Source organism: Streptomyces sp. NPDC023481 (assembly GCF_055560195.1).
The window spans coordinates 83,428-104,681 of record NZ_JBVHJE010000005.1 but is presented as its reverse complement, the minus strand read 5'-3'; the positions used below and the strand labels follow the sequence as shown (position 1 = coordinate 104,681).

At 74.0% G+C, this 21,254-nt stretch carries 18 protein-coding genes; 9 read left to right on the top strand and 9 right to left on the bottom strand.

Annotated elements, in window-relative coordinates; translation table 11 throughout:
- The first annotated feature begins 135 nt into the window (after window positions 1–135).
- From ACZ3ZD_RS12835 to ACZ3ZD_RS12815, 5 genes are all read left to right on the top strand, one after another.
- Window positions 136–1,386, top strand: a complete 1,251-nt coding sequence (locus tag ACZ3ZD_RS12835) for a beta-ketoacyl-[acyl-carrier-protein] synthase family protein (protein WP_467396010.1) — start codon at window positions 136–138, stop codon at window positions 1,384–1,386.
- Between the two features lie 28 nt (window positions 1,387–1,414).
- The gene (locus tag ACZ3ZD_RS12830) at window positions 1,415–2,350 is read left to right on the top strand and encodes an acyl-CoA desaturase (protein WP_467396008.1); all 936 of its coding nucleotides are present in this window, start codon (window positions 1,415–1,417) and stop codon (window positions 2,348–2,350) included.
- A gap of 799 nt (window positions 2,351–3,149) precedes the next feature.
- The gene (locus ACZ3ZD_RS12825) at window positions 3,150–4,025 is read left to right on the top strand and encodes a helix-turn-helix domain-containing protein (protein WP_467396006.1); all 876 of its coding nucleotides are present in this window, start codon (window positions 3,150–3,152) and stop codon (window positions 4,023–4,025) included.
- A gap of 95 nt (window positions 4,026–4,120) precedes the next feature.
- Window positions 4,121–4,936 carry an SAM-dependent methyltransferase gene (locus tag ACZ3ZD_RS12820; RefSeq protein ID WP_467396004.1) on the top strand — a complete coding sequence of 272 codons (816 nt, stop codon included), beginning with the start codon at window positions 4,121–4,123 and terminating at the stop codon, window positions 4,934–4,936.
- Between the two features lie 258 nt (window positions 4,937–5,194).
- A complete protein-coding gene (locus ACZ3ZD_RS12815; RefSeq protein WP_467396003.1) occupies window positions 5,195–5,695 on the top strand; it encodes a hypothetical protein in 501 nt (166 codons plus the stop codon).
- 47 nt (window positions 5,696–5,742) lie between these two features.
- On the opposite strand, the gene ACZ3ZD_RS12810 is transcribed toward ACZ3ZD_RS12815, so the two are convergent.
- Window positions 5,743–6,906 carry a PP2C family protein-serine/threonine phosphatase gene (locus ACZ3ZD_RS12810; RefSeq protein WP_467396001.1) on the bottom strand — a complete coding sequence of 388 codons (1,164 nt, stop codon included), beginning with the start codon at window positions 6,904–6,906 and terminating at the stop codon, window positions 5,743–5,745.
- A 416-nt stretch (window positions 6,907–7,322) separates the two neighbouring features.
- Between ACZ3ZD_RS12810 and ACZ3ZD_RS12805 the strand changes: the two genes are divergently transcribed.
- Genes ACZ3ZD_RS12805 through ACZ3ZD_RS12795 form a run of 3 tightly spaced genes read left to right on the top strand, consistent with a single transcriptional unit; the run spans window position 7,323 to window position 8,997 of the window.
- Complete coding sequence (locus ACZ3ZD_RS12805) at window positions 7,323–8,003, top strand: hypothetical protein (protein ID WP_467395999.1); 681 nt, start codon at window positions 7,323–7,325, stop codon at window positions 8,001–8,003.
- A complete protein-coding gene (locus ACZ3ZD_RS12800; protein WP_467395997.1) occupies window positions 8,000–8,269 on the top strand; it encodes a BON domain-containing protein in 270 nt (89 codons plus the stop codon). The genes ACZ3ZD_RS12805 and ACZ3ZD_RS12800 overlap by 4 nt, the downstream gene beginning before the upstream one ends.
- Entirely contained in the window at window positions 8,266–8,997 is a 732-nt protein-coding gene (locus tag ACZ3ZD_RS12795) for a metallophosphoesterase family protein (RefSeq protein WP_467395995.1), read from the top strand. The genes ACZ3ZD_RS12800 and ACZ3ZD_RS12795 overlap by 4 nt, the downstream gene beginning before the upstream one ends.
- A 155-nt stretch (window positions 8,998–9,152) precedes the next feature.
- On the opposite strand, the gene ACZ3ZD_RS12790 is transcribed toward ACZ3ZD_RS12795, so the two are convergent.
- The 8 genes from ACZ3ZD_RS12790 to ACZ3ZD_RS12755 form a co-directional block, all read right to left on the bottom strand.
- Window positions 9,153–10,400, bottom strand: coding sequence for an MFS transporter (locus ACZ3ZD_RS12790; RefSeq protein ID WP_467396497.1), 1,248 nt, complete (start codon window positions 10,398–10,400; stop codon window positions 9,153–9,155).
- A 381-nt stretch (window positions 10,401–10,781) separates the two neighbouring features.
- Complete coding sequence (locus ACZ3ZD_RS12785) at window positions 10,782–11,771, bottom strand: aldo/keto reductase (RefSeq protein ID WP_467395993.1); 990 nt, start codon at window positions 11,769–11,771, stop codon at window positions 10,782–10,784.
- Between the two features lie 166 nt (window positions 11,772–11,937).
- A complete protein-coding gene (locus ACZ3ZD_RS12780; protein WP_467395991.1) occupies window positions 11,938–13,164 on the bottom strand; it encodes a cytochrome P450 family protein in 1,227 nt (408 codons plus the stop codon).
- Between the two features lie 61 nt (window positions 13,165–13,225).
- Complete coding sequence (locus ACZ3ZD_RS12775; protein ID WP_467395989.1) at window positions 13,226–14,437, bottom strand: cytochrome P450; 1,212 nt, start codon at window positions 14,435–14,437, stop codon at window positions 13,226–13,228.
- On the bottom strand, window positions 14,434–15,060 hold the full coding sequence (locus ACZ3ZD_RS12770; protein ID WP_467395988.1) for a GTP-binding protein: 627 nt from the start codon (window positions 15,058–15,060) through the stop codon (window positions 14,434–14,436). Before ACZ3ZD_RS12770 ends, ACZ3ZD_RS12775 begins: the two co-directional genes overlap by 4 nt.
- Window positions 15,041–15,403, bottom strand: coding sequence for a DUF742 domain-containing protein (locus ACZ3ZD_RS12765; protein ID WP_467395986.1), 363 nt, complete (start codon window positions 15,401–15,403; stop codon window positions 15,041–15,043). Before ACZ3ZD_RS12765 ends, ACZ3ZD_RS12770 begins: the two co-directional genes overlap by 20 nt.
- The gene (locus tag ACZ3ZD_RS12760) at window positions 15,400–15,807 is read right to left on the bottom strand and encodes a roadblock/LC7 domain-containing protein (RefSeq protein WP_467395984.1); all 408 of its coding nucleotides are present in this window, start codon (window positions 15,805–15,807) and stop codon (window positions 15,400–15,402) included. The genes ACZ3ZD_RS12765 and ACZ3ZD_RS12760 overlap by 4 nt, the downstream gene beginning before the upstream one ends.
- Window positions 15,804–17,525, bottom strand: a complete 1,722-nt coding sequence (locus ACZ3ZD_RS12755) for a sensor histidine kinase (protein WP_467395982.1) — start codon at window positions 17,523–17,525, stop codon at window positions 15,804–15,806. Before ACZ3ZD_RS12755 ends, ACZ3ZD_RS12760 begins: the two co-directional genes overlap by 4 nt.
- 332 nt (window positions 17,526–17,857) lie before the next feature.
- Between ACZ3ZD_RS12755 and ACZ3ZD_RS12750 the strand changes: the two genes are divergently transcribed.
- A complete protein-coding gene (locus ACZ3ZD_RS12750) occupies window positions 17,858–21,232 on the top strand; it encodes a pyruvate carboxylase (RefSeq protein WP_467395980.1) in 3,375 nt (1,124 codons plus the stop codon).
- Window positions 21,233–21,254 lie beyond the last annotated feature (22 nt).

Below are 21,254 nucleotides of genomic sequence, written 5' to 3'. Positions count from 1 at the left end.
CCTCCACGCGCCCGCATCCACGCGTCCCTTTCGCACGTCCGGATTCACGCATCCGGGTGGTAGGGCCGGCCGGTGTGGGCCGAACGAGCTGCGGCGGCCCGGAACCGCACCCAACGGCCCGGATAATCACCCCCCATGCAGCAGGTGAGAGCAGGCGTGCGGCGGACGGCCCCGGTGGCCGTCACCGGACTGGGCATGGTCACCCCGGCCGGCATCGGCCGGGACGCGGCCTGGGCGGGCCTGTGCGCCGGGCAGTCCACCGCCACCGCCGACCCCGCCCTGGACGGGCTGCCCGTCGCCTTCTCCTGCCAGGTGCCCGCCCGGGACACGGCCCGCCTGCTCGGACACCGGCTGGCCCGCCGACTGGACCGGTTCACGACCTTCGCGCTGCTCGCCGCCCGTGAGGCCGTCGCCGACGCGCGGCTCGCCCCGGGCGGCTGGGACGGCGCCCGGGTCGGGGTGGTGATGGGCGTCGGCACCGGGTCGATGCAGGGCTGGCAGGCCGAGTTCGACCGGCTCGCCGCCCACACCCCCGACCGCGTCTCCCCGCTGGCGCTGCCCCGCAGCGTGCCCAACATGGCCGCCGCGGAGATCGCCCTGGACCTCGGCGCGCTGGGCCCCAACATGGTGGTCAGCACGGCCTGCGCCTCCGGCACCAGCGCGCTCGGCCTGGCCCGGGACTGGCTGTTGTCCGGTCGCTGTGACCTGGTCCTGGCCGGCGGCAGCGAGTCGGCCCGGCTGCGCATGACCGCCGCCTGCTTCGCCCAGATGCGGGCCCTGTCCCGCCGCGCCGACACCCCGGACGCGGCCTCCCGCCCGTTCGACCGGGACCGCGACGGCTTCGTCCTCGGCGAGGGCGCGGCCGTCCTCGTCCTGGAACGCACCGAGGACGCCCGCGCCCGGGGCGTACGGCCCGAGGCCCTGCTCGCCGGGTTCGGCGCCTCCTGCGACGCCCACCACTTCACCGCCCCGCACCCCGACGGCGACGGCGCCGCCCGCGCGCTGAGCGGCGCCCTCGCCGACGCCGGCCTGGCCCCCGAGGACATCGACCACGTCAACGCGCACGGCACCGCCACCCCGCAGGGCGACGCCGCCGAACACAACGCCCTGCACCGGGTCTTCCGCCGGCCCCCGCCCGTCACCGCGGTCAAGGGCACCATCGGGCACGCCATCGGCGGCGCCGGGGCCATCGAGGCGGCCTGCACCGTGCTCACCCTGCGCCACCAGCTGATCCCGCCCACCGCCAACCTGGACACCCTCGACCCGGCGATGGACCTGGACGTCGTCGCCAAGGTGCCCCGCCCGCACCGGATGCGAGCCGCCGTCAGCAACTCCTTCGGCTTCGGCGGCCAGAACGCCGTGCTCGCCTTCACCGCCGTCGACTAGCCCGGCCCCCGGCCGAGAAAGGGTCGCCATGTCCCCGGAGCCCCCCGGATCCGTCCCGTCGGCGGCCGGCAGGTGGTCCTGGCCCACCGGCGAGCAGCTGATGATCGGGGTCTTCGTCGTCGTACCGTTCCTCGCCGTGCTCGCCGCCGTGCCGTTGGCGTGGCGGCACGGGCTCAGCCCCACGGACCTCGCGCTGGCCGTCGCCTTCTACCTGGTCAGCGGGCTCGGCATCACCGTCGGCTTCCACCGGCACTTCACCCACGGCTCGTTCAAGGCGCGAAGGCCGCTGCGGATCGCGCTCGCGCTGGCGGGCAGTCTCGCCGTACAGGGGCCGCTCATCACCTGGGTGGCCGACCACCGCAAGCACCACAGGTACTCCGACCGGGACGGCGATCCCCACTCGCCCTGGCGGTACGGCCACTCACCCCGCGCCCTCGCCAAGGGCATGTTCCACGCCCACCTGGGCTGGCTGTTCGAGACCGAGCACGCCTCGGCCCGGACGTACGCGCCCGACCTCGTCCGCGACCGCGCCCTGATGCTGATCTCCCGGCGGTTCGGCGTCCTGGTCCTCGCCTCCCTCGCCCTGCCCGCCCTGCTGGGCGCGGCGCTGACCCGGTCCTGGCAGGGCGCGCTCACCGCGTTCCTCTGGGCCGGACTGGTCCGCGTCTGCCTGGTCCACCACGTGACCTGGTCCATCAACTCCATCTGCCACGCGGCCGGTTCCCGCCCCTTTCGCAGCCGCGACCGCTCGGGCAACGTGTGGTGGCTGGCCCCGCTCTCCTTCGGCGAGTCCTGGCACAACCTCCACCACGCCGACCCCACCAGCGCCCGACACGGCGTACTCACCGGCCAACTCGACGCCAGCGCCCGCCTGATCCGCTGGTTCGAACACCTCGGCTGGGCCTACGACGTCCGCTGGCCGGACCGACGCCGGGTGACCAGCCGCCGCGACAGCGACGTCTGACGGGCAGGTGGGGGTGTTTCCGGAGGGCGGTACGTGCCGTCCCGGCACGGGAAAGCGGGTCGGGGCCGGATGCCGTAGCGCCGCGCGGCCGGCTCAGCCGGGCTGTTCCTGGGAGCCGGGCCTCGGGCGGGTGCGGGTCCAGGACGGGTCGGCGGTCGGAGCGGGGGTGGGGGTGGTGTGGTGCATGGTCTTCCTTCGGACGAGTGGGGGTGGTCCGGGATACGACAGTGGGGAGTCGAGGCGGGCACGCCCTCTTCCGCGTCGTCGTGGAAGAGGGCGCGGCCGTACCGGGGTTCTTCAGGCCGCCGTACCGCCCGTGCGCGGGGCCCCGGAGGCGAGCCGGTCGGAGCCGTGAGGCCCAGGGAGTCGACCGGAGCGCTCGCCTCCGGGTGGTATGAGAACGCCGGCCGGAGTGGGCGGCACGGCGCGTATCGGGTGCGGTCGATCCGTTCCGTGGTCGGGGGAGGGCGGAGCCATCGCCGTACGCCTTTCGTCCGGCCTCGCGGAGGGGGCCGCGGGCATCGGGCCGGCCGCTCGCTCGGCGGACGTCACACCGCCCGCGCAGCAGGCCGTGCCGGCGGCCGTCTCCCCCGAGCCGACCGCGCCGCCTGCTCCTGGATCGGCCGGAGCAGTGAGTCCACTCTGGCATCCGCCAACCACGCACCGCAACCAGCAAGTTGAAATTTGCAAGTGGCGAAGTGCATGCTGCATCCGCCAGAACGTGATCGAATGGGTGGGCACGCCCGATCGCGTGCGAGGCTGACGTGCGGGACCTGGGACCTGACGAGGGGGTGGGGGCGTGACCGCGGACACCGACTGGGGCGGCGCCCCTTCCGTGCTGCGCATGATCCTCGGCCGGCAGCTGGAGGAACTGCGCACTCGGGCCGGCCTCGGCTACGCGGAGGCGGGCGCGGCCATCGGCGTCAGCCACTCCACGATCCGGCGCATGGAGGCCGCCAAGGTGGCCCGGCTGCGGCTCGCGGACGCCGAGAAACTCCTCCAGGTCTACGGCGTCACCGACCGGCAGGAGATCGACACCTTCCTGCAGTCCGTCCGCGAGGCCAACAAGCGCGGCTGGTGGCACACCTACCGGGACGTCATGCCCGACTGGTTCGCCGCCTACCTCAGCCTGGAGCAGGCGGCCGCGCAGGTCCGGGCGTACGAGAACCAGTTCGTGCACGGCCTGCTGCAGACCGAGGACTACGCCCGCGCCCTGCTCACCGCGGACGCCCCGCACGCCTCCGCGGAGACCACCGAACGCCGCGTCGCGCTGCGCATGCGCCGCCAGGAACTGCTGGCCAGGCCCGCACCGCCACGGCTGTGGGTGGTGATGGACGAGACCGCGCTGCGCTGGCCGGTCGGCGGCCCCGAGGTGATGCGGGCGCAGATCGACCACCTCATCGAGGTCAACCGGTTGCCCCATGTCACCGTGCAGCTCATGCCGTTCGCCAACGGGCCGCATCCCGCCCTGCGGGCCGGTGCCTACCACCTCTTCCGGTTCCGGGCCCGCGAACTGCCCGACATCGCCTACCTCAGCGGCCTCGTCGGCGCCGCCTACCTCGACAAGGCGGAGGACGTCGTGGTCTACCGGGAGGCCCTGGACCGGCTGAGCGCCCAGGCCGCCTCCCCCACCAGAACCGAGACCCTGCTCGGCACGCTGCGCAAGGAGTGGTGACCCGCACCCGCACCCCGGACCCACGCACCCGCCCCCCGCGCCGCGAAGTCCCGCCGCGAAGCCCCCGACACCTCGACCGAATGGGAGACACGGAGTTGCCCGACAACGGATGGCCGGCCGACCGGATCGACACCGAGCACGCCCACTCCGCCCGCATCTACGACTACATACTCGGCGGCAAGGACTACTACCCCGCCGACAAGGAGGCGGGCGACGCGATGGCCCGGGAGTGGCCCGCGCTCCCGGTGCACATGCGTGCCAACCGCGACTTCATGAACCGCGCCGTGCGCTGGCTCGCCGAGGAGGCGGGCATGCGCCAGTTCCTGGACATCGGTACGGGCATCCCGACCTCGCCCAACCTGCACGAGATCGCCCAGGCCGTGGCCCCCGAGTCCCGGGTCGTCTACGTCGACAACGACCCGATCGTGCTCACCCTCTCCCAGGGCCTGCTGGCCAGCGCCCCCGAGGGCCGCACCGCCTACCTGGAGGCCGACTTCCGGGACCCCGCGGCCATCCTGGACGCCCCCGAGCTGCGCGACACCCTGGACCTGAGCCGGCCCGTCGCGCTCACCGTCATCGCGATCGTCCACTTCATGCTGGACGCGGACGACGCCGTCGGGGTGGTACGACGACTGCTGGAGCCGCTGCCCTCCGGCAGCTACCTGGCGATGTCCATCGGCACCGCCGAGTTCGCGCCGGCGGAGGTGGGCCGGGTCGCCCGCGAGTACGCGGCCCGCGACATGCCGATGCGCCTGCGCACCCTGGACGAGGCGCACGCCTTCTTCACGGGCCTGGACCTGGTCGAGCCCGGCATCGTCCAGGTGCACAAGTGGCACCCCGACGGCAGCGGCGAGCAGGGCATCCGGGACGAGGACATCGCGATGTACGGCGCGGTCGCCCGCAAGCCGTGACAGACCCGGGGCCGGGGTCCGACCCACCTCCCGGACCCCGGCCCCGCCTTCGGCCGTACGACGGCCTGGCGGGTGCCCGGGCGGCACCGCGCCCCTGTCCGACCATCCGTGCCATCCCTGCCATCCTGCTTCGGAAGCACCTCGGGAATGGCCGAAACCCGTACTCCACAACAGGAACCAGGGCGCACGGAACAGTGTCTTAAGGTCCGTCGACGGCCGGCATCGGACCGGCCGCGAAGAACCGGGGGAACAGCACACATGACCGTCCGCAGTCGCAAGACCCTGCTCACCGCAACGGCTCTCACCGCCGGCCTCACCCTGGCCGCCGTCACGCCCGCCCTGGCGGGAGCCTCCGCGAACCACACCACCCGCGCCGCCGCAGTGTCGTCCGCCCAGGGCGACCCGCGCAACACCACCCAGCGGGTGGCCGACTTCTACGGCGCCTACATCGACGCCGTCTGGACCACCGACGACACCACGGCCGGGACCGCCGCCAAGGCGCTGCGCGGTTTCTACCTGTCGGCCGCCGCCAAGAAGCAGGTCGCCGCCTACGAGAAGAAGCAGCACGCCGACGGCATCCTGTTCGCGCAGAACGTGCCGGTGAAGTGGAAGGTGGCCTACACCGGTTCCGGCATGGGCCACGCCACCAGCCGGGTCACGCTCACCTGGGGAGACGGCCCGCACCCGCAGGTCAGCCGGATCGACGTCCAGTCCGACCTGAAGACCCTGAAGATCACCGGGCTGAAGCAGGCCCGCTGACGAGGGACCCGGACGTGGGTCCCGCCCCGCCCCATTCGGAGCGGGGCTCACGCCCGCCGCGGTCGCTCGGCCGCGCCGCGGCCCGGGTCCCCGCGGCCGTGATGCCGGCGGCGTTCGACGGGGATGCGGTGGACCGCGATGAGCGCGGCGTCGTCGCCCAGCCGGCCGCCGGCGTGGGCGAGCAGATCGCGCCGCAGGTGGTGCATCAGCGCCTCGGGGCTGTCCCCGGCCCACCGCAGCACCCGGTCCGGCAGGGGATAGAAGCGGCCGCGCTCGTCCCGGGCCTCCACGACCCCGTCCGTGTAGAGCAGCAGCGTGTCACCCGGCTCGAAGGAGAACACGTCCAGCGTGTGCTCGCCGCCGCTCAGCACCCCGAGCGGCGGCGACGGGTGCAGACTCGGGACCGTCACGACGTGCCCGGGGCTCAGCAGCAGCGGCGGCGGGTGACCGCAGCTGGTCATCCGGGTGACCGGGTCGCGGTCCGGGATCTCCACCAGGAGGGCGGTCGCGAACCGCTCGCCCTCCTCCTCCGGGGCCTCCAGGTCGGCCGCGTACCGGGACACGCTCTGGTTCAGCCGGTTCGCCAGCTCGGCCAGCGGGATGCGCCGGTGGGCGCTCTCCCGGAAGGCGCCCAGCAGCAGCGCCGCCTCGCCGATGGCGGACAGCCCCTTGCCGCGGACGTCACCGATCAGGAGACGTACCGCGCCGTCGCTCACGGTCGCCGCGTACAGGTCGCCGCCGATCTGCGCCTCGTCCTCCGCGGCCAGGTACAGCGATGCGATCCGCAGCGGGCCGATCTGGTCGGGCAGCGGCCACATCAGCACGTGCTGCGCGGCCTCCGCGACCGTGCGGACCTGGGCCAGCTGGGCCTGCCGGCGCTGGCGCAGGGCGCTGTAGACGACGGTGAGCACCACCAGCACGGTCAGAGTGATGATCTGCACGATGTGGTTGCTGGTGCCGAGCCCGCCCTGGACGCCGATGAGGAGCTGGGCGCCCACCGCGAGCGCACCGATGCAGGCCGTCGTCCGGGGCCCGGCGAAGGAGGGGGTCAGCGCCGGCGCGATCACCAGGGCCGGCCCCAGATGGATGTCGGCCGGGGTCCGCAGGTCCACCACCGTGATCACGGCGATGAGCGCGACCGGGAGCACCAGCAGCGCGTGCGCCGACTGCCACGGCTGCCGCGGGCCCACGCGCCCGAGCCGGGGTGCCATGCCTCCCAGCGTGCGCCCGGCGCGGGTGCCGCGCACGTCACGCCGTAGCGGCGGCCCTCCGCCGGCGCGGGTGCCGTGTGTGTGGTGCCGTGCTCGATGGTTGCTCGCTGGTGCGGGTGCCGCGCCCGTCCCGCCCGTCCCGCGCATACCGTGGATCGCTCGGCGGCGCGGGTGCCGCGCACGCCTCGCCCTACCGATGGCCGCCCCGCCGGCGCGGGTGCCGCGCGCGTCACGCCGCACCGGTGGTGCCCCGGCTCGCGTCCGCGAGCCGGTACCGCGCCGTCGTAACCCCGGCGCCCGCCGTGGCGGAGCGAACCTTTCCGGCGACGCCGTGTTGCGGGCGGCGCGCCGGGTACCCGTACGACCCCCTGGGCCGACCCGCCGCCCGGGGTGCCAGGGTGCCGAATGGAGAGGTCATGACGCACAACGGGGAGGACACCGCGCCCCTGACGCGACCGGAGGTCACCGAACTCCGTCTCGCCTCGGGACCGGACCCGCTCACGCCCACACCGGATCCGCCGGAACTGCCGCAGGACCGCAGCCAGGCCATCCTGGAGGCCACCAAGGCGATCGGCGCGCTGCTCAAACGCGCCGGGCACCCCTTCGCCCTGGCCGGCAGCGTGGCCGTGTACGCCCACGGAGGCAGCCGCTACCTCCAGCACGACGCCGACTTCGCCATCCTGCCCGACGACGCCGAAGCGGTGGCCGCCACCCTGCGCGAGGCGGGGCTCGGCGTGCGGACCCCGCCGGAGGACTGGCTGCTGAAGACCACCTGCCACGGGCAGAACATCGACGTCATCTTCGCGCTGGCACACCAGCCCGTCACCCGGGACATGCTCGACCGGGCACACGTGCTGCCGGTCGACTCGGTGCTCATGCCCGTGCTCTGCCCCACCGACCTGATCCGCAGCCTGATCAGCGCCTTCTCCGAGCACTACTGCGACTTCGGGTCGGTGCTGCCGGTGGCCCGCGCGGTCCGCGAGAAGGTCGACTGGGACACGGTCCGCGCGTCCTGCGGTGACCAGCCCATGCCCGCCGCGTTCCTCTTCCTCCTCGAACGGCTGAACGTGATCGACCCCCCGGAGGGGCAGCCATGACCGACACCAGCCCGCCGGCGCCGGGCACCCTGGACTACCGCGTCGCCCACCTCGCCGAGCACCTGGCCTGCGGAGACCTCGCGGAACTCGGCGTACGGCTCGAACTGCGCGGCGACACCGTCCTGCTCACCGGCACCGTGCCGTCCACCCAGTGCCGGGACGACATCCTGCGCATGGCCCGCGAGGAACTGGCCGGGCATCCGGTCCACAGTGACCTGCTCATCGCCGGGACCTCCTCGCCCGACCACGGAGAGGACCTGACATGATCCGCGTCGCGGCCGTCGGGGACATCCACATGGGCCCCGAGAGCCAGGGCACCCTGCGGCCCTCCTTCGAAACCCTGCCGCAGTGCGCCGACGTCCTGCTGCTCGCCGGCGACCTCACCCGGCACGGCACACCCGAGGAGGCCGCGATCGTCGCCCGGGAGATCAAGGATCTCGGGGTGCCCGTCGTCGCCGTACTCGGCAACCACGACCACCACGACGAGCGGCCCGAGGAGGTCACCGCGATCCTGCGCGACGCCGGCGCGCACGTCCTCGAAGGACAGGCCACCGTCGTCACCGCCGACGGCGCCCGGATCGGGGTCGCCGGGACCAAGGGCTTCGGCGGCGGCTTCGTCGGCCGCTGCGCCGGGGAGTTCGGCGAACCGCTCATGAAGGAGTTCGTCCGCTACACCCGCCGGTGCGCCGACGGCCTGCACAGCGCCCTGAAGGACCTGGACGAGCAGGACTGCGACGTACGGATCGCGCTGACCCACTTCGCGCCGGTGCCCGACACGCTGGCCGGGGAGCCGCCGGAGATCTACCCGTTCCTCGGCAGCTATCTGCTCGCGGAGGCCATCGACACCGGCGGCGCCGACCTCGCGGTGCACGGACACGCCCACGCCGGCACCGAGCACGGCATGACCAGCGGGGGCGTCCGCGTCCGCAACGTCGCCCAGCCGGTGATCGGCCAGGCCTTCCACGTGTACCACCTGCCCGGCCGGCACGTCTGACACCGGCCGGCGACCGGACCGGCATGACTGAGGCCGACGGGCGACCGGACCGGCACGACTGGCGCCTGCCGGCGACCGGACCGGCATGACTGGCACCGGTCACCGGTCGGGACCGGTCCGGCACGTCTGCACCGGCCGGCGACCGGGCCGGTGGATCAGGCCGCCGTCCCCAGGGCCGCGCGGCCGGTCACGTCGCCGTCCTTCGCACGCACCGTCAGCGGCACCGGTCCGCCGCGGCGGCGCACCAGCAGGCCCGCGCCCACCGCCCCGGCGATGAGCAGCCCGCCGGCCACCAGGGCGCCGCGCGCCCCGGCCCACTCCATCAGCAGGCCCAGCAGCGGCGGCCCGCCGAGGCTCCACACCGTGCCGACGCTGCTCCACACCCCGAGCACCCGGCCCCGCAGATGCGGCGGCGGGTCGGTCTGCAGGACGGCCGTGCCGGCGGTGTCGGAGACGGACTCCACGACCGCCATCGGCAGGACCAGCACCAGCAGCACGGCCAGCGACGGGGACAGGCCCGCCACCACCTGGAGTAGGGCGCCCGCCGCCGCGAGCAGGCCCACGGTCCGCACGGACGGCCTGCGCAGCCGGGCGCCGAGTACCGCGCCGAGGATGCCGCCGACGGCCAGCACCGTGGACACCGTCCCGAACGCCCCGGCGCCGCCCGCGAGCGGCCCGGTGACGAGGACGGCGAGAGTGAGGCCGTAGTTGCGGCCGAAGACCGAGCTGAGCCCGGTGATGCCCGCCAGCGCGACCAGGCGGGGCCGGCGCGCGAAGAAGGACAGGCCCTCCCGTACGGTCATCCGCTCCGGGGCCGTGGCCACCCGCGGCCCGGCCGCCGGCTCCGTGGCGGCCCCGGGCGCCGGCCGCAGGAACGGCACCACCGCTGCCACGAACAGGAACGACAGCCCGTTGGCGGCGTAGGCGGCGCCCGTGCCGAGGAAGCCGACGGCCACGCCGGCCAGGGCGGTGCCCGCCAGCCGGCCGGCGCTGTGCACCAGCGCGCCCACACCGATCGCGGACGGCACGTCGGCCGCCGGCACCAGGTCGTTGCCGAGCAGCGCGCAGGCGGGCCCGTCGACGGTGGCGATGACGCCGGTCACCGCGGCCAGCACCAGCAGGGCCGGCATGTCGATCCGGTCCAGCGCCACCAGCAGCGCCGTCGTGAAGGCGACCGCGCCCAGCAGGGCCTGGCTCACGGCGACCGTCAGCTTCCGGGGCCAGCGGTCCACGGCCGCGCCGCCGACCAGGCTCACGAACAGCGCGGGCGCCGCCTGCACCGACATGGACAGGCCGGTCGCCGCCGCCGAGCCCGTGATGTGCAGCACCAGCAGGTTCTGCACCGTGAGCTGCATCCAGGTACCGGCGTTGGAGACGAGGTTCGCGGCCGACCACCAGCGCATGCTCCGGTACCGCAGGGAACGCCACGGCGAACGGGAGACGGAGGCGGCCGGGGCGCACGCGGGCGCGGACGTGGACGCGGGCAGGGCGGGGGAAGAGGGCACGGCGGGATACTCGACAACCAGGCGGGGGACAGACCGGCGGTTCCCGTCGGTCCGGCGGCGTTGCACGGCCGGGCCGCCTGGTCAGGGCGCCGACCATCGTGGCAGACGGGACCCCACGGCCGCCGCCACCGCCCCCGCCCGTCTCCGCCGGCGGCCCCCAACCACCCCGGCGGATCGGCTACTTGAGCCCCGCGTGGGTTTCCTCACAGGCACACCGCCGGCCCACCCCGGTCCGGCCGGCTGTGTGCTCGGCCACACCCGGTGAGTCCCACGCAGACGTCAGCGGTTGACCGACCGCATCCCCGACTCGTCGTACCGCTCACCCGACACCTGCGGCAGCTCGGCGTCGATGCGGGCCAGGTCCTCCGCGGTCAGCTCGATCGAGGCCGCGGCGGCGTTCTGCTCCAGGTAGGTGCGGCGCTTGGTACCCGGGATCGGCACCAGGTTCTCGCCCTGCGCCAGCACCCAGGCGATCGCCAGCTGGGCCGGGGTCACGTCCTTCTCGGCCGCGATCTCCTTGACCTTCGCCGCCAGCCGCAGGTTGGCCTCCAGGTTGGCGTCCGTGAAGCGGGGGTTCTCCCGGCGCCAGTCGTTCGCGTCCAGCTCGTCCGGGGAGCTGAACCGGCCGGCGAGGAAGCCGCGGCCGAGCGGCGAGTACGGCACGAAGCCGATGCCCAGCTCCCGGCAGACGGGCAGCACCTCGGCCTCCACGTCCCGCGACCACAGCGAGTACTCGCTCTGCACCGCGGTCACCGGGTGCACGGCGTGCGCCCGCCGGATGGTCTCCGCGCTCGCCTCGCTCAGCCCGATGTAGCGCACCTTGCCCTCGGCGACCAGCTCGCCCAGGGCGCCGACGGTCTCCTCGATCGGCACGTTCGGGTCGACCCGGTGCTGGTAGTACAGGTCGATGTGGTCCGTGCCGAGCCGCTGGAGCGAGCCGTGCACCGAGGTCCGCACATGCTCGGCCGAGCCGTCCTGCCGGCCGACCGTGCTCATGTCGCCGGGCACGGCGTCGTCCATCCGGTAGTTGAACTTCGTCGCGATCACGTACTCGTCCCGGTGCCCCCTGATCGCCTCGCCCACGAGCGACTCGTTGGTGAGCGGCCCGTAGAGCTGCGCGGTGTCGAGGAAGTCGATGCCCAGTTCGAGGGCGCGCCGGATGGTCGCCATCCCCTCGGCCTGGTCGGCGGTGCCGTAGAAGGCGGACATCCCCATGCACCCGAGCCCGAGGGCCGATACCTGGAGATCCCGCAGCATGCGCTTCTGCATGGGGAATTCCTTCCGGAGTACTCGATCGCCGTTCCGGCGCGGCAGCTGGCCTGTCTCCATCTAGCGACGGATCCCGGCCCCCGGCATCCCGTGGGGGATGCCCTGCGCGCCGTCGGTGACGCTACGAGTTGGAGCGCTCTCGAAGTCAAGGCGTCCCGGACGCGGGCTACGGCTTCAGCCGCACCGGCAGCTCGTACAGGTCGTTCTGCGTGACCACCGGCTTGTTGCGCAGCTCGCTCGCCGGTACCGCCAGGTCCAGGCCGGGGAACCGGTCGTAGAGGGCGGGCAGGGCCACGCCCGCTTCCAGCCGGGACAGTGCGGCGCCCGGGCAGACGTGGGGGCCGTGGCCGAAGGAGATGTGCCGGTTCCGGGTGCCGCGGGTGATGTCGAACCGTCCGGCGGTGGGTCCGTGGGCGTTCTCGTCGCGGCCGATCGCGCCGTACGACACGATCAGCGCGTCCCCGGCCGGGATGACCCGGTCGCCGACCGGTACGTCCTCGGTCGCGAACCGGATCAGGACATGGGAGGTGGGCGTGGAGTACCGCAGGGTCTCCTCGATGACCGCCGACCAGTCGGCCCGCCCGGACAGCACCAGGGCGCGCTGTCCGGGGTGGGTGGAGAGGTTGACGACGGCGTTGACGATCAGGGAGATCGTCGTCTCGTGGCCCGCCGCCACCATCAGCTGGAGGGTGGAGACGATCTCCTCGTCGGTGAGCCGGTCGCCGTCCTCCGAGGCGAGGACGAGCGCGCTGGTCAGGTCGTCGCCGGGCGCGGCCCGCTTCGCCGCGACCGTGTCGGCCATGATCTCCGCCAGCTCGGTGAGGGTCGCGACGACCTCCTGCGGCGTGGTCTGCGTGGAGAAGAACTTCTCGAACAGCACCTTCAGCCGGGGCAGCCGCGCCTCCTCGATCCCCATGAGGTCGGCGATGACCGCCATGGGCAGCGGATATGCGAAGGCCGCCTTCAGGTCGACGGTGGAGCCGTCGGCGGGCAGCGCGTCCAGCAGGTCCCGGGTGAGCTTCTCGATCCGCTCCCGCATCCGCTCCACCCGGCGCGGGGTGAGTGCCTGAGCGACCAGGCCGCGCAGCCGGCGGTGGTCGGCGCCGTCCACCGTGAGCATGGAGCGGCCCGGGTTGGCCAGGCCGATCAGCGGCCAGTCCGCGGGTATCTCGCCGCGCCGCCAGGCACCCCACACCTCGATGTCCTTCACCAGCCGCGGGTCGGTGAGCAGCGCCCTGGCCTCGGCGTGGTGCGTGACCGCCCACACCGGCACCCCGCCGGGCAGCTCGACGGCGGCGAGCGGGCCGGCCGCGCGCAGCGCCGCGGTCTCGGCGTCCAGGTCGGTGACGAAGGGGTCCAGGGCGATCCGGGGTGCTTCGGTACCGGTCGTCATCGTGACGTGCCTCCCAGGGCGGGGTCGAGTACGGCGAGGGCGGGACGGCGGGGGCGCGGGATCAGCGGGCGAGCACGGGGGTGAACCGGACGGGCAGCCGGGTCAGCCCCCGCAGCCAGGGCGAGGGCCGGCGGGTGAGGGACCCGGCCGGCACCGCCAGGTCGATGTCCGGCAGCCGGTCCAGGACCACCTCGATGCCGGTCCGCGCGATCACCTCGGCGACCTCCTGCGCGGGGAACGGGCAGCGGTGCTCGCCGTGACCGAAGGAGAAGTGCGCGTTGTTGCCGCCGGTCAGCGCGGAGGCGTCGGTGCGCACCTGCGGATCGGAGTTGGCCCCTTGCAGGCCGAGCAGCAGCAGGTCGCCTGCCCTGATCTGCCGGCCGCCGAGATGCGTGTCGCGGGCGGCCCAGCGGCCCGCCACGTTCTGCGTCGGCGTGTCCTCCCACAGCACCTCGTTCATCGCCTCGGCGACGCTGTTGCGCCCGCCGAACAGGGAGGCGGCGAACCGGTCGTCGGTCAGCATCAGCCGCAGCGAGTTGCCGATCCAGTCGGCGGTCGGCTGGTGCCCGGCCGCCATCATCACCATCAGGTCCTGCACGATCTCCTCGTCGCCGAACCCGCTCTCGTCGGCGAGCATCCGGGAGACCACGTCCTGCGCGGGCTCCTTCTTCCGGTCGGCCAGCAACTGCCCCATGGAAGCGGCCAGATGCGCCTGACCGGCCAGCGCCCGCTCCCGCCCGTCGATCATGTCGTTGAGGGCGGTCACCAGCCCCGGACCCTCCTCGTCCGGGAAGCCGTACAGCCGGGCCAGGACCCGCACCGGCAGCAGCATCGCGTACTGCCCGACCAGATCGGCCTCGCCCGCGGTGCACAGCGCGTCGATCAGCTCGTCCGCGAACCGCTCGGCGTGCCCGCGCAGTTCGAACGGGTCCACCGCCTCCAGGGCGTTGCTGATCATGGCAGCGCGCTGCCGGTGCCGTTCGCCGACCGTGTAGAGGATCGACGGCTGCCGACGGCCGATCATCGGCAGCAGCGGCCAGTCCGCGGGGATGTCCTCCCACCGGTTCCACAGCTCGGAGTCCCGGCTGAACAGCACCGGATCGCCGGTCACCTGGTGCAGTTCGCGGTAGCCGAGCACCAGCCAGGCCGGGACGTCACCGTCGAGCAGCACCGGGACCACGGCGCCGTGGTCGCGCCGCATCTCCCGGTAGAGCGTGGCGGGTTCGGTCTGGAACCGGGGGCCGCTGAGCGGGACGGCGTCGGGGGTGGTCACACGAACTCCTGTCGGGGCAGGCCCGCCCGCACGGACGGGTCGGCGTACCGGTGCCTGACGTGCTGCACCAGGGTGATCAGGACCTGCTTGGCCGACTCCCGGGAGCGGGCGTCGCAGTCGACCAGCGGCACCCGCGGGTCCAGGTCCAGGGCCTCGCGGACGTCCGCGCCGGCCCGGACCGGGCCGCCGAAGTCGTTGCAGGCCACGATGAACGGCGTGCCGTGGTGCTCCAGCCGGTCGATGGCGTACCAGGAGTCGTCGATCCGCCGGGTGTCGACCAGTACGACCGCGCCGAGCGTGCCGGAGAACAGCCGGTCCCACAGGAACCAGAACCGCTCCTGGCCCGGCGCGCCGAACAGGTACAGCACGTTGCGGGCGTCCAGGGTGATCCGGCCGAAGTCGAAGGCGACCGTGGTGCCCGGCTTGCCGCGCACCTGCCGGATGTCGTCGACGCCCTCGCCGGCCCGGGTCATCGTCTCCTCGGTGTTCAGGGGACGGATCTCGCTGACGGAACGGACCAGGGTGGTCTTGCCGACGCCGAAGCCGCCCACGACCACGATCTTGAAACCCTGGTCGGCGGAGGCACCCAGCGGGGTGCGCGCGTCAGAGGTTGCGGAGTCCAACGAGCACCTGCTCCAGGATGTCGGGATCGGTGATGGCGGGGCGGCGCGGATGCCGGGTGCTGACCCGGCCCGCCGCCAGGAGGTCGCACAGCAGCACCTTGGTGATGCCCACGGGCAGCCGCAGTTCGGCGGCGATCTCCACCACCGCGGTGGGCAGCCGGGTCAGCTCCAGGATCGCCACGTGCTCCGACTGCATCCCGGCCGCCGGCTCCGACTCGGCGACCACCAGGGTGACCAGGTCGAGGGGCGTGTCGGGGGCGGTCCGGGTGCGGCCCTGGGTGAGGGTGTACAGCCGGTCCGGGGCGTCGTCCCGGCCCGGGCGGTGCCCGTCCGGTCGGCTCATGACGTACGGGGCGGAGCGGTCAGGTGCTCGCCGAGCTGCTCCACCAGTTCGCTCATGTTGTGCCCGACGACACCGGCGTCCGCGTCCTCGGTGGCGATCACGGCCAGATGGGCGCCGGCGCCCGCCTCCACGATGAACAGCACACCGCCGTAGAACTCCGTCATCGCCGAGCGCACCCCGCCGCTGCCGTCACCGAACTCCACGGAGGCGCCGTGCGACAGCGACTGGATGCCGGCGGCGATCGCGGCGAGCTGGTCGGCCCGGTCGACGCTCAGCTCCGGCGTGCGGCACAGCTTCAGCCCGTCCCGGGACAGCACGAGCGCGTGCCGGGTCCCCGGGGTCCTCTCCAGCAGGCCTTCCAGGAGCCAGGTGAGCTTGTCGTCGGCGGTGATCGGACCGGTCATGAAGGGGTGTCGCCTTCCGGGTGCGCGTGCGGGTGTGCGGGGGCGGAGCCGTTCCGGCCGCCGTCGTACGGGAGACCACCGGCCGGCTCGTCCGGCGCGGGGCTGTGCGGGGCTCCGGCGGGACGACGGTCCTGTACGGCGTCCGGCGCGGGCGCGGCGGCGGGGTCGTCGGGGGTGGGCGTGGGGACGGGCTGTGCGGTGGCCGGCGTGTGGTCCGGTGCCGTCGCGGGCCGGGGCGCCGGGGGTGCCGGGTCGGACTGTGCCGCGCCCGGCGTGTGCTCGGACGCGGTGACGGAAGGGGCCGGCGCCGACGGCCGTACCGCCTGCCGGAAGCTGCTGAAGCGGGCCACGCGGGCCTTGGCCGTGTCGGGAGCCGGTGCGCCGGGGGACGCGGCGGTGCCCGGCGCCGAGCGGGCGCGTTCGGCCTCGGCGAGCGTACGGCCCCGGCGCCGCTTGGGCAGCCCGGCCGGGCCCTCCTCCGGCGGCGCGGCGGAGTCGTGGACGACGGCGGTGTCCACCGCGACCGGAACCGGCGCCGGCGCCGGCGGGCCGCTCACGGGGGGCGGGGCGGCGGCGGCCGGGGCGGGGCTGGTCAGGATGTCCTGCGGGATCAGCACCAGCACGCCCGTGCCGCCGCGCGCCGACGGCCGGAACGACACCTTCAGCCCGTGCTTGCGGGCCAGCCGGCCGACCACGGCGAGCCCGAGCCGGGTGCCGGTGAGACCGCCGAGGCCGGTGATGTCACCGGAGACCGCCTGCTCGGCTCGGCGCAGCTGCACCTCGCCCATCACCAGCCCGCTGTCCTCCACGGACACGATGACACCGGCCGGCACCTCCTCCACGTAGACATGGACCTCGGCGGTCGGCGGCGAGAAGTTCGCGGCGTTGTCGAGGAGTTCGGCGAGCGCGTGCATCACGCCCTCGGCGGCGTGCCCGGCGACGAAGGCCTCGCTGGCCGAGTGCACCCGGACCCGCCGGTAGCCGGCGATCCGGCCCATCGCGCCGCGCAGGATCGACTCCATCCCGATCGGCCGCGCCCACCGGCGGCCCGAACGCGCCCCGGTGAGCACGGCGACGGAGTCGGCGAGCCGGCCGGCCTGGGCGGTGCGGTGGTCGAGATGGAGCAGGTCGGCCAGCACCTCCTCGTCGGTGTGCCGGTCCTCCATCGCCCGCAGGTCGGCGAGCGTGGCCGTGGCGAGGGCCTGCATCCGGGCGGCGGCGTTGGAGGTGGCGGAGAGCGCGGTGGCCCGTTCCCGCCGGGCCCGCTCCGACTCGCCGGCCAGCCGGGCGTTCTCCTGCCGCAGCCGGTCCAGCTCGCGCGCGGCCTCCTGCTCGAACCGGGCGCGGCCGGCCTCGAACGACTCCGTCAACTCCGCGCGCTGCTGGGCGAGTTCGTCGATGAGCCGCTGCTGCTCCTGGCGCGCCTCCTCAAGGGTGCGGGCCTGCTGCTGGAGCAGCCGCCCGATGTCCTGGGTGGCGCCCTCCAGCCTGCGCCGGCTGGTGCGCGCGGTGTGCAGGGCGTGCGCGGCCGTCGCCACCGCCGCGCTCAGTACGACGGCTGCCGCGCCCGCGCCCCAGGCGAGCGGGGCCCGGACGGTGCCGGGCGCCGCCGCCACGGCCGCGCAGACCACGAGCGCCGACAGCGCACCGGTCACGGCGAAGGCGCAGGCGAACGTACGGAGGGAAGGGCGGTCGCCGGGATGCGTGGGCGCGGTCATCGGTCCGGTGGGATCCTCGCGGCAGAGACGGTGACACAAGTGGTCAAGTGGCCGTAACTATACGAGGGTTAGTGATCGAAACAGAACGGTTCCATGCTCTTTCCCCGTGTACCGGGACGCCGTACCGGGACGGTTGTAGGGCATTCGGGTGAAACGGACCCCCGCGCACGCCCGCCGGGTCGGCGTGCCCCTGTGGCGCCGCCCACTGCGCCGGTGTGATGGTTTTCGCACCTCGACCCGTGCGGGCACCCCCTAGGGTGGCCGCGAGTACGGCAGGGCGTGGCTGACACCAGGGTGTTCGTCGCCGGCAGGGCAGCTGAAGGGAATCCAGGATGTTCCGCAAGGTGCTGGTCGCCAACCGTGGAGAGATCGCGATCCGCGCGTTCCGGGCGGGCTACGAACTCGGCGCGCGAACCGTCGCCGTGTTCCCGCACGAGGACCGCAACTCGCTGCACCGGCTGAAGGCCGACGAGGCGTACGAGATCGGGGAACCGGGGCACCCGGTGCGGGCCTACCTCTCCGTCGAGGAGATCGTGGCCGCCGCCCGCCGGGCGGGCGCCGACGCCGTCTACCCGGGCTACGGCTTCCTGTCGGAGAACCCGGAACTGGCCCGCGCCTGCGAGGAGGCCGGCATCACCTTCGTCGGCCCGAGCGCGGCCACGCTGGAGCTGACCGGCAACAAGGCCCGCGCGGTCGCCGCCGCCCGCGCGGCCGGCGTACCGGTGCTCGGCTCCTCCCAGCCCTCCACCGACGTGGACGAACTGGTGCGCGCAGCCGAGGAGATCGGCTTCCCCGTCTTCGTCAAGGCGGTCGCCGGGGGCGGCGGGCGCGGCATGCGCCGCGTGGAGGACCCGGCCCAGCTGCGCGAGTCCATCGAGGCCGCCTCCCGCGAGGCCGCGTCCGCGTTCGGCGACCCGACCGTCTTCCTGGAGAAGGCCGTCGTGGAGCCCCGCCACATCGAGGTGCAGATCCTCGCCGACGGCGAGGGCAACGTGATCCACCTCTTCGAGCGGGACTGCTCGGTGCAGCGCCGCCACCAGAAGGTCATCGAGCTGGCCCCCGCGCCCAACCTGGACCCGGAGCTGCGCGACCGGATCTGCGCCGACGCCGTCCGCTTCGCCCGCGAGATCGGCTACCGCAACGCCGGCACCGTGGAGTTCCTGCTCGACCGCGCCGGAAACCACGTGTTCATCGAGATGAACCCGCGCATCCAGGTCGAGCACACCGTGACCGAGGAGGTCACCGACGTCGACCTGGTCCAGGCCCAGATGCGGATCGCCTCCGGCCAGACCCTCGCCGACCTCGGCCTCTCCCAGGACACGGTCACCCTGCGCGGCGCCGCCCTCCAGTGCCGCATCACCACCGAGGACCCCGCCAACGGCTTCCGCCCGGACACCGGCCGGATCAGCGCCTACCGCTCCCCGGGCGGCTCCGGCATCCGGCTCGACGGCGGCACCACCCACGCCGGTACGGAGATCAGCGCGCACTTCGACTCCATGCTGGTCAAGCTGACCTGCCGGGGCCGCGACTTCCCCGCCGCGATCGGCCGGGCCCGGCGCGCGGTCGCCGAGTTCCGCATCCGCGGTGTCGCCACCAACATCCCGTTCCTCCAGGCGGTCCTGGACGACCCCGACTTCCAGGCCGGCCGGGTCACGACCTCCTTCATCGAGCAGCGCCCGCACCTGCTGACCGCCCGCTCCTCCGCCGACCGCGGCACCAAGCTGCTCACCTACCTCGCCGACGTCACCGTCAACAAGCCGCACGGCCGGCGGCCCGATCTGCTCGACCCGCTGACCAAGCTGCCCCCGCTGCCGGCGGGCGAGCCGCCCGCCGGCTCCCGCCAGGTCCTCGTGGACCTCGGCCCCGAGGGCTTCGCCCGGCACCTGCGCGAGTCGCCGACCATCGGCGTCACCGACACCACCTTCCGCGACGCCCACCAGTCCCTGCTCGCCACCCGGGTGCGCACCAAGGACCTGCTCGCCGTCGCCCCGGTCGTCGCCCGCACCCTGCCGCAGCTGCTGTCCCTGGAGTGCTGGGGCGGCGCCACCTACGACGTCGCCCTGCGCTTCCTCGCCGAGGACCCCTGGGAGCGGCTGGCCGCCCTGCGCGAGGCCGTGCCCAACATCTGCCTCCAGATGCTGCTGCGCGGCCGCAACACCGTCGGCTACACCCCGTACCCGACCGAGGTGACCGACGCCTTCGTACAGGAGGCCGCCGCCACCGGCATCGACATCTTCCGCATCTTCGACGCCCTCAACGACGTCGGCCAGATGCGCCCCGCCATCGACGCCGTACGCGAGACCGGCACCGCGATCGCCGAGGTCGCCCTCTGCTACACCGCCGACCTCAACGACCCCGGCGAGCGGCTCTACACCCTCGACTACTACCTGCGCCTGGCCGAGCAGATCGTCGACGCCGGCGCCCACGTCCTCGCCATCAAGGACATGGCGGGCCTGCTGCGTGCCCCGGCCGCCGCCAGGCTGGTCTCCGCGCTGCGCCGCGAGTTCGACCTGCCCGTGCACCTGCACACGCACGACACCGCGGGCGGCCAGCTCGCCACCTACCTCGCCGCGATCCAGGCCGGCGCCGACGCGGTGGACGGCGCGGTGGCCTCCATGGCCGGTACGACGTCCCAGCCGTCGCTGTCCGCGATCGTCGCCGCCACCGACCACTCCGAGCGGCCCACCGGCCTCGACCTCCAGGCCGTCGGCGACCTGGAGCCGTACTGGGAGGGTGTCCGCAGGATCTACGCCCCGTTCGAGGCGGGCCTCGCCTCGCCGACCGGCCGGGTCTACCACCACGAGATCCCCGGCGGCCAGCTGTCCAACCTGCGCACCCAGGCCGTCGCCCTCGGCCTCGGCGACCGCTTCGAGGACATCGAGGCGATGTACGCGGCCGCCGACCGCATCCTCGGCCGGCTGGTCAAGGTCACCCCGTCCTCCAAGGTGGTCGGCGACCTCGCGCTGCACCTCGTCGGCGCCGGCGTCTCCCCGGACGCCTTCGAGGCCACGCCCGACAGGTTCGACATCCCGGACTCGGTGATCGGCTTCCTGCGCGGCGAGCTGGGCACCCCGCCCGGCGGCTGGCCGGAGCCGTTCCGCACCAAGGCACTCCAGGGCCGCGCGGCGGCCAGGCCCCTGCCGGAGCTGTCCGCCGAGGACCGCGAGGGCCTGGCCAAGGACCCGCGGGCCACCCTCAACCGGCTGCTGTTCCCCGGCCCGACCCGCGAGTTCGACACGCACCGGCAGTCGTACGGCGACACCAGCGTGCTGGACAGCAAGGCCTTCTTCTACGGCCTGCGCCCGGGCAAGGAGTACGCCGTCGACCTGGAGCCCGGCGTCCGGCTGCTGATCGAGCTGCAGGCCATCGGCGAGGCCGACGAGCGCGGTATGCGCACCGTGATGTCCACGCTGAACGGCCAGCTCCGCCCGATCCAGGTCCGTGACCGCGCGGCGGCCTCCGACATCCCGGTGACCGAGAAGGCCGACCGCTCCAACCCGGGCCATGTCGCGGCACCCTTCGCCGGTGTGGTGACCCTGGCCGTCGCCGAGGGCGAGGAGGTGGCGGCCGGCGCCACGATCGCCACCATCGAGGCGATGAAGATGGAGGCCACCATCACCGCTCCCAAGGCGGGCCGCGTCTCCCGGCTGGCCATCACCCGCATCCAGCAGGTGGAGGGCGGTGACCTGCTGGCCGAACTGGTCTGACGCGCCGGGCGCCCCGCGCGGC

Bases quoted from the DNA above. Each gene is read 5' to 3' on its own strand.
- ACZ3ZD_RS12780 (WP_467395991.1), bottom strand. From the start codon at position 13,164: ATGACGACCGGTACCGAAGCACCCCGGATCGCCCTGGACCCCTTCGTC.
- ACZ3ZD_RS12810 (WP_467396001.1), bottom strand. From the start codon at position 6,906: ATGGCACCCCGGCTCGGGCGCGTGGGCCCGCGGCAGCCGTGGCAGTCG.
- ACZ3ZD_RS12815 (WP_467396003.1), top strand. From the start codon at position 5,195: ATGACCGTCCGCAGTCGCAAGACCCTGCTCACCGCAACGGCTCTCACC.
- ACZ3ZD_RS12790 (WP_467396497.1), bottom strand. From the start codon at position 10,400: ATGCGCTGGTGGTCGGCCGCGAACCTCGTCTCCAACGCCGGTACCTGG.
- ACZ3ZD_RS12835 (WP_467396010.1), top strand. From the start codon at position 136: ATGCAGCAGGTGAGAGCAGGCGTGCGGCGGACGGCCCCGGTGGCCGTC.
- ACZ3ZD_RS12800 (WP_467395997.1), top strand. From the start codon at position 8,000: ATGACCGACACCAGCCCGCCGGCGCCGGGCACCCTGGACTACCGCGTC.
- ACZ3ZD_RS12760 (WP_467395984.1), bottom strand. From the start codon at position 15,807: ATGACCGGTCCGATCACCGCCGACGACAAGCTCACCTGGCTCCTGGAA.
- ACZ3ZD_RS12785 (WP_467395993.1), bottom strand. From the start codon at position 11,771: ATGCAGAAGCGCATGCTGCGGGATCTCCAGGTATCGGCCCTCGGGCTC.
- ACZ3ZD_RS12750 (WP_467395980.1), top strand. From the start codon at position 17,858: ATGTTCCGCAAGGTGCTGGTCGCCAACCGTGGAGAGATCGCGATCCGC.
- ACZ3ZD_RS12805 (WP_467395999.1), top strand. From the start codon at position 7,323: ATGACGCACAACGGGGAGGACACCGCGCCCCTGACGCGACCGGAGGTC.
- ACZ3ZD_RS12830 (WP_467396008.1), top strand. From the start codon at position 1,415: ATGTCCCCGGAGCCCCCCGGATCCGTCCCGTCGGCGGCCGGCAGGTGG.
- ACZ3ZD_RS12795 (WP_467395995.1), top strand. From the start codon at position 8,266: ATGATCCGCGTCGCGGCCGTCGGGGACATCCACATGGGCCCCGAGAGC.
- ACZ3ZD_RS12765 (WP_467395986.1), bottom strand. From the start codon at position 15,403: ATGAGCCGACCGGACGGGCACCGCCCGGGCCGGGACGACGCCCCGGAC.
- ACZ3ZD_RS12755 (WP_467395982.1), bottom strand. From the start codon at position 17,525: ATGACCGCGCCCACGCATCCCGGCGACCGCCCTTCCCTCCGTACGTTC.